The organism is Candidatus Binataceae bacterium (genome assembly GCA_036495685.1).
GTDB lineage: Bacteria > Desulfobacterota > Binatia > Binatales > Binataceae > JAFAHS01.
Window position 1 is genome coordinate 126,279 of sequence record DASXMJ010000191.1, and the last position, 6,526, is coordinate 132,804.

General features: G+C 61.1%; 6 protein-coding genes. 3 read left to right on the forward strand and 3 right to left on the reverse strand.

Annotated elements, in window-relative coordinates:
* Positions 1 to 25: 25 nt before the first annotated feature.
* Genes VGI36_17895 through VGI36_17905 form a run of 3 tightly spaced genes read right to left on the reverse strand, consistent with a single transcriptional unit; the run spans position 26 to position 3,402 of the window.
* The gene (locus VGI36_17895) at positions 26 to 1,090 is read right to left on the reverse strand and encodes a GNAT family N-acetyltransferase (GenBank protein ID HEY2487021.1); all 1,065 of its coding nucleotides are present in this window, start codon (positions 1,088 to 1,090) and stop codon (positions 26 to 28) included.
* Between the two features lie 3 nt (positions 1,091 to 1,093).
* Positions 1,094 to 2,038: a type II secretion system protein GspC gene (gene gspC, locus VGI36_17900; GenBank protein HEY2487022.1), complete on the reverse strand. Its 945-nt coding sequence runs from the start codon at positions 2,036 to 2,038 to the stop codon at positions 1,094 to 1,096.
* The gene (locus VGI36_17905) at positions 2,038 to 3,402 is read right to left on the reverse strand and encodes a glutamate-cysteine ligase family protein (GenBank protein ID HEY2487023.1); all 1,365 of its coding nucleotides are present in this window, start codon (positions 3,400 to 3,402) and stop codon (positions 2,038 to 2,040) included. The genes gspC and VGI36_17905 overlap by 1 nt, the downstream gene beginning before the upstream one ends.
* Positions 3,403 to 3,595: 193 nt before the next feature.
* On the opposite strand from VGI36_17905, the gene glpK reads away from it, so the two are divergent.
* From glpK to VGI36_17920, 3 genes are all read left to right on the forward strand, one after another.
* A complete protein-coding gene (gene glpK, locus VGI36_17910) occupies positions 3,596 to 5,095 on the forward strand; it encodes a glycerol kinase GlpK (protein ID HEY2487024.1) in 1,500 nt (499 codons plus the stop codon).
* 117 nt (positions 5,096 to 5,212) lie between these two features.
* Positions 5,213 to 5,755: a GNAT family N-acetyltransferase gene (locus VGI36_17915; GenBank protein HEY2487025.1), complete on the forward strand. Its 543-nt coding sequence runs from the start codon at positions 5,213 to 5,215 to the stop codon at positions 5,753 to 5,755.
* Positions 5,756 to 5,768: 13 nt separating this feature from the next.
* Positions 5,769 to 6,526, forward strand: a 758-nt coding sequence (locus VGI36_17920) for a class I SAM-dependent methyltransferase (protein HEY2487026.1), incomplete at its 3' end; no start/stop codon positions are given.

Here is a 6,526-nt window from a genome sequence, read left to right on the forward strand (position 1 = left end):
TAAAGAGGGTGCTGAGCAAGAGGGGTTAGAAGCGATCTGCACTCCAGAACAACGAATTGTCGCTCGCAAATAGCTCAAACGCGCGAGCGGCGGCACGGTCCGGCGACAACCCGAGCCGTCGGCCCAGTTTTTCGGCCGAAACAATGCGCCACATGTAGTTATTGTCTTGGTGATAGGTGACCGTCCCTCCTGCGGCTGTCAGGCGGCTTTCGAACGACTTGTCGTGAGCGGTATGGGTGACAAGCAGCACGCCGGCGGGAGCGCTCGCAGCCGTCCCCTCGGTAAGGAAGGCCGCCCTCCGATGGTCCCCCTGCAAGCGATGCAAGCATCGCGCTCCGGCGGCAACTTCGCCTAGGTGCTGAAAGAGCGTCACGAGATCGTCTTCCATGCTATCGCTATACCCGTACTCCATCACCATCGTAACCCCATAGAATCGCGTTACCCGCACATAGGCAGTGGGGCGCGTCCTACTGCGTGCGATGATGAAATACTCCGTGCACCCATCGCCCGGTTGGTTCCCCGCGAAGGTAAGGTTGCCCTGCCAGTCGGCCGCATCGCGCACGGCGCTGATGTTGAAACGGCCCGAGTAGTCACGATGAATCGAAGCGATAGCGTCGAGGTCGCGCGCGGGGTCGAAGACGTCGATGATCTCACATGCGCCGGGAGAGCGTAGTGCGGCCGCGTTCGCGAGCACGCTGAATTTGCGGCCTACCTCACCCCAGCCGAACTGGTTGTAGAAGGTCAGGCGTTCGGCGAACAGCAGCGAGACTTCGAATTGCTCGCGCTCCAGGGTGTCGACCGCCATGCGCATCAAAGCAGATGCGACCCCCTGGTGGCGATAATCCGCACGCGTGAATACCGACCCGATTCCACCCATCGGCGTCGCCCGACCATCCAGCCGCACCGCACGGTCGAAGATCTGAACGGCGGCGACCAACGCGTGGCCGTCCCGGGCGATCAAGCACAACTCATCCCTGAATTTCGGATCGTTCTTGTTGTAGCGCGCGAAGAATTCGCGGTCGTTGTACCACAGCCCCAGAAGGTCGAGCACTTCGTCGCGCTCGCTGTGGCGTGCCGCCCGAAGTTCCATCACTCAGTGGATGTCGTAGTGCAACTGGACCGGGTGCCCGTCGCGCATCACGGTTATGTCTACCGCTGAGCGGGACTGGATGGTTGACAGGAGCCCCACCGCTTCGGCAGGATTTTCCAGCTGTCGGCCGTCGATCGCAGTCAGCTGGTCGCCGTCCTCGAGGCCGAGGTCCTCGAACACCGAGCCGGGTTCGATTTCCTGAAGGGTAAAGCCGCTGCCCTTGCCGTTCTGAATGTTGGGGATGGCGTGGATTTGGGTGAAAAGCTCCGCCGAGTGCGACAGCGCGTCCTTGAGTTCGTCGCGCTTTAGGCCGTAGCGATTTTCCCCCTCGTCTTCGACGTTCACATCGGGGACGTCGTCGCTGTCGTTTGCGGATTTCTTCCCGAAGTTTGCGGTGGGCAGCGGGAACCTCGGATTGATATGAATGAATGGCTTACGCACGCCGGTTTGTGAAGCCGCACTTCGCACGGTCTCCACGCCCGACGGCATGCTCTCGTTGGGAATGTCCAGGGCGACCTGCTGACCGCCGCTCAACACGATAATCCGGCTCTTCTGCACGGAAAGCAATTTGCCCGCGTTGGGAATTTCGTCGCCGACGGTATATAGCGACTGGTCGCCGTTCTGGTCTTCGATGATCGCGAACGGACGCTCGCGCGTAGCCAGTGAGGTACCGAGCAGCTTGATGTGAAGATCGACCGAGGTAATGACGGGCGCGGCGGTCTCCTGCGGGACCAGGTTGAACACATCCCGCTTCGCGATCCGGTCATAGTAATCGCGCGAATGAGTCATGCCGCCGCTGCCGGTCACGACCGCGGCGGGAAGGGCAGGGGCGCCTTGCAGACTCTGCAGGATTATCTCGTTGACCGAGCGCGCCGCAAAGTAGGCGACTGCCGCAATCAGCAGGAAGTTAAAGGCGACAATGTGTCTTTGCGTCAGTCGAAACGGCATCACAACATCGCTTCCGAGTCGTACGAGCTTCCCTGCACCAGCCGTTTCACGTCGTAGTTCCAGGGCCCTTTCCATCGATCGATCACAAGGCTGCCGCAAGTGCTGCCCTGGCGGACCAAATCGAGGAGCCTTAGCAGATAGATGCTCTCATCGTCGCCGCGTTTATTCAATTGGCGGGCGCGCTCGAGTCCGCTGACCGCGATGGCTAGCAATTCACTGCCTAATTCCCGCAGGGTGATCTTCCCCGCACGCGCGGCCAGGCCAGCTCGCTGAGCCGCGTCGGTGATAGACAGCCTCTCGGCGAAGGTCCAGCGCTTTACGAGATCCCACGCGCCCTGAATACAGTCATCATTGTATAGGACTCCCTTGAGCAGGGCCGGGAGGGCAAGCATCAGGGAGGGCGGCTGGCTGTCGGCGGTCCGGACCTCGATATACTTCTTCACGCGCACCTCGGTGAAAATGGTGGTGAGGTGATTGCCCCAGTCTTCGAGCGTCGCACGCTCCTTGCCCCATCCGCGCGACATATACTGGCGAAAGGTGATGCCGGGCGGTTGGGTCAGATCGATGTAACGATGCTCGCGGATAAGAAAATACATCGGCACGTCGAGGGCGTACTCGACATAGTCCTCAAAGGAGGTGTCTTCGCGCAGAGCAAATTCCAGTACCCCGCTGCGATCGGGGTCGGTCTCGCTCCAGATGTGCCCGCGAAAACTCAGGTAGCCATTTAGACCGCCGTCCGAGAGCGGAGAGTTTGCGAAGACCGCGTAGATCAGAGGTACCAGGCCCATACTGACACGCAACTTGCGCATGGCGTCGGCCTCGTCCCCGTAATCCAGGTTAGCCTGCACTCCAGCGGTTTGCTTCATCATCCGCTGGCCGAGGCGGCTCTTGCGGGCCATGTAGGGATACATGATGCGGTAGCGCGTCTTGGGCAGCAGCTCGATCTCGTCGATTCGGCTGACCGGCTGCATGCCCAACCCGAGAATGGTCGCACCGGATTCGCGGCACACATTCATCAATTGCTCGACGTGGAGACTGAACTCGCGCTGCGCACAATGAATCGTGTCGCACTGTTCTCCAGACAATTCGATCTGACCACCGGGTTCGATAGTGATCGAGGAGCCTTCACCCCGGAGAGCAAGCACGCGGCCTTCTTCAGTCTCTGGCTCGTAACCGTGGCGATCCGCCAGGCGCTTCAGGATCCGTTCAACACCACGGGGACCGGAGAATGGCAGGGCGGTGCCGTCCTCGGCCGACACGGCGATCTTCTCGTACTCGGTACCCACGCGCCATTCGGAGCGCGGCTTGGAGCCTGATTGAAAATAGCGAATCAGATCCTCTTTTTTTTCAACTAAGTCGCTCATCGTTGGGGCTCCCAAAAAGAGGCCTGCCCGTCAAGCGCGCCTATCATGGCCCCCTCAATTGGCCGACGCAAGCCGGTTTCAATATGCCACTGTCGTGCGCGTTGCGCGTAGGTTCGTCAGCTCACTGGATTGTGGTGGACCCAAGCGAACATTAGGATTCGCGAAGCGAACAGCATGGAAGAGTGAGGACGGTATGAGCGATCTGGTGCTTGCGATCGACCAGGGAACCACCGGCACTACGGTTTTTGTGATCGATTCCAGGGGACGCGTCCGAGGTCGAGCGTACCGGGAGATTCGCCAGTACTACCCGCGCCCTGGATGGGTTGAGCACGACGCCGAAGAGATTGCGCACTCCGCGATTAGTCTGGCGAAGGCCGCGATGAAAGCGGCACGCGCCAAGGCCAGCGACCTGCGCGGGATCGGAATCACCAATCAGCGGGAGACCTTCTTGCTCTGGGAACGGCGCTCGGGCAAGCCGCTCCATCGCGCCATCGTCTGGCAATGCCGCCGCAGTGCGGCTATCTGCCGATCGCTGCAGGAGCGCGAAAATGAAGTGACCGAGCGCACCGGCCTGCTCATAGATCCGTATTTCTCGGGGACCAAGCTTAAGTGGTTGCTCGACGAGCGGCCCGCATGGCGCTCGCGAGCAGAACGCGGGGAGCTTTGTTTCGGAACCATCGATACGTGGCTTGCATTCCGGCTCTCGAAAGGCGCCAGCTTCGTTACCGACTACACCAACGCCTCGCGCACTATGCTGCTGAACCTGGAGCGACTGGAGTGGGACGATGAAATGCTGGCCATGCTTGGTGCGCCGCGCGAGATGCTCCCGGCGGTAGTCAGTTCGCGCGGGCCGATGGCGGAGACGGCAGCGGGCACTATAGGTTCCCGACCGGTACCGATTGCCGCGTTAATTGGCGATCAGCAATCGGCGTTGTATGGGCAGGGCGCGGTACATGCGGGACACTCAAAAGCGACCTATGGCACGGGCGCCTTTTTACTGATGAACACTGGTAACGAACGTGTTCGATCCCGCCATCGTTTGTTGGCCACTGCCGCACTTGGGCCCGACGGTGCGCGTGCATTCGCGCTGGAAGGATCTGTGTTCGTAGCAGGCGCGGCTATTCAGTGGCTGCGCGATGGCCTCGGGCTCCTGAAACGAGCTGCGGACAGCCTCGCCCTGGCGCGCCGCAGCCGGGATCGAACGCAAGTCTACATGGTTCCCGCCTTCGTGGGACTTGGCGCGCCGCACTGGGATTCGGCGGCGCGCGGCGCGATCCTTGGGATCACGCGTGGTACCACGCGCGCTGACCTCGTGCGCGCGGCGCTGGACAGCATCGCTTACCAGGTAGGGGACGTGTTTTCGGCAATGGAGCAGGATACCGCCCGCGCGATGAGCGAACTGAGGGCAGATGGTGGCGCCAGCATGAATCCGTATCTACTGCAGTTTCAGGCTGACATCATCGACAAGCCGGTGCGCCGGCCGAAGATGGCGGAGACGACGGCGCTTGGCTCCGCGATGCTTGCCGGCCTCGCGACGGGGGTGTGGGGACATCAGGGCGAGCTGGAGGTTTTTCATCGGGGCGCAAAGGTCTTCCACCCCAAGATGAACAGCGCTACGCGCGAGGCACTGCTCGCGGGATGGCGCGACGCGGTCGCGCGCGTGCGGCAGCCCGCCCTGTGCGTTGCGCCGTGAGGTATTTTCAGTAAGGGTTCTGGAGCTATGCTTCCGCGAGTCTCGGTTCTCTTTCCTAACCAGTTTGAGGAAGCCGCAATCGCCCTGGGGCGCGCGTTTGTTCGAGATCCGGCACTGATGGCGATTTTACCGGAGAGCGTAGTTTCCGAGCCGGGTGCACGTGTGCGCCGGCTCACGGAGGTGTTTCGCGCAGCCCTGTCGGTTCAGCGTCGCGAAGGCGAGCCGGTGTTGGGCGTGCTCGACGACGGCAAGGTGGCAGGCGCCGCAGTCATAGCGGGGGGTGGTGCGGCGTCGATTCTGACGCTGCTCGGTTTCGGGCTGCCATTCATGCCGCGGATGATTCGCGCAGTCGGTTGGGGCGGTACGATGCGGGCCCTGCAGTTGACCGACACCCTGGCGCGCAACCATCCGCCGCAGCGACACATCTACCTTAACTTCCTGGGCGTCGATCCGGAGCACCAGGGCAAGCATTACGGAATCGCCCTACTCGATGCCCTGCGCGAACTCGCCATGCAGCGAACCGACCTGGCGGGCGTCTACCTCGAAACCGCGACTGAAGCGAATGTGCCGTACTATTCGGCGCATGGCTACCAGGTTATCGGCGAAATGTATCCCCTAGGCGTAAAGTTCTGGCGGATGTTCCAGGCCAAGCCAGGCTGAATAGGCCTCCCGCATGGCAGACAGGCGGTCTTATGGGGCGCGGTTTGCTTCGCATCGAATGGCCGCGAACTATCGGTTCAGACCCGACTACTCAAGCGAAGTCTACGACACCCTGTCAGTACTGCTGCCCGCACGACCGCGAAACTTGCTTGATGCCGGATGTGGTCCGGGAAAAATCGTGCGTGGGTTGGTCGACCAGATCGATCGCGCGGACGCGGTTGACCCTTCTGAAGGGATGTTGCGACTCGCCCGTTCTTTGCCCGCAGGCGACGACCCAAAGATCCGGTGGGTATCAGCGCGAATCGAAGAGGCGGAGCTTAGTCCTCCTTATGGACTGATAGTCGCTGCGGCGAGCATCCACTGGATGGAACTGGATCGCGTGCTGCCTCGATTTAAGGAAAGTCTGGCAGACGGAGCTTTTCTGGCCGTGCTCGATGGTGATGCGCCGATCGACCCGCCGTGGGAAGGGGAGGCGACGCGATTCATGCTGGACTTCCTGGAGAGCATCGAAGGGGAGCGGCCTAAATGGTGGGCCACTGCGAGTCAGCGGCTGCGGCAACCGATACTCGACCATCCAACCTTTGAATGCGTGGGCACGGTGATTAGCAATCCAGTCTTAGTGGCGCAGAACATCACGGATTTCTTAAGGTGTGAGCACTCTCGGTCGACGTGGTCTGAGGACCATCTTGGCGAGAAAGCATCGGCGCAATTCGATGAAGGACTGAGAAAAGTTCTTACGCCCTTCGCAAGCGACGGCACTTTGACTTTCTC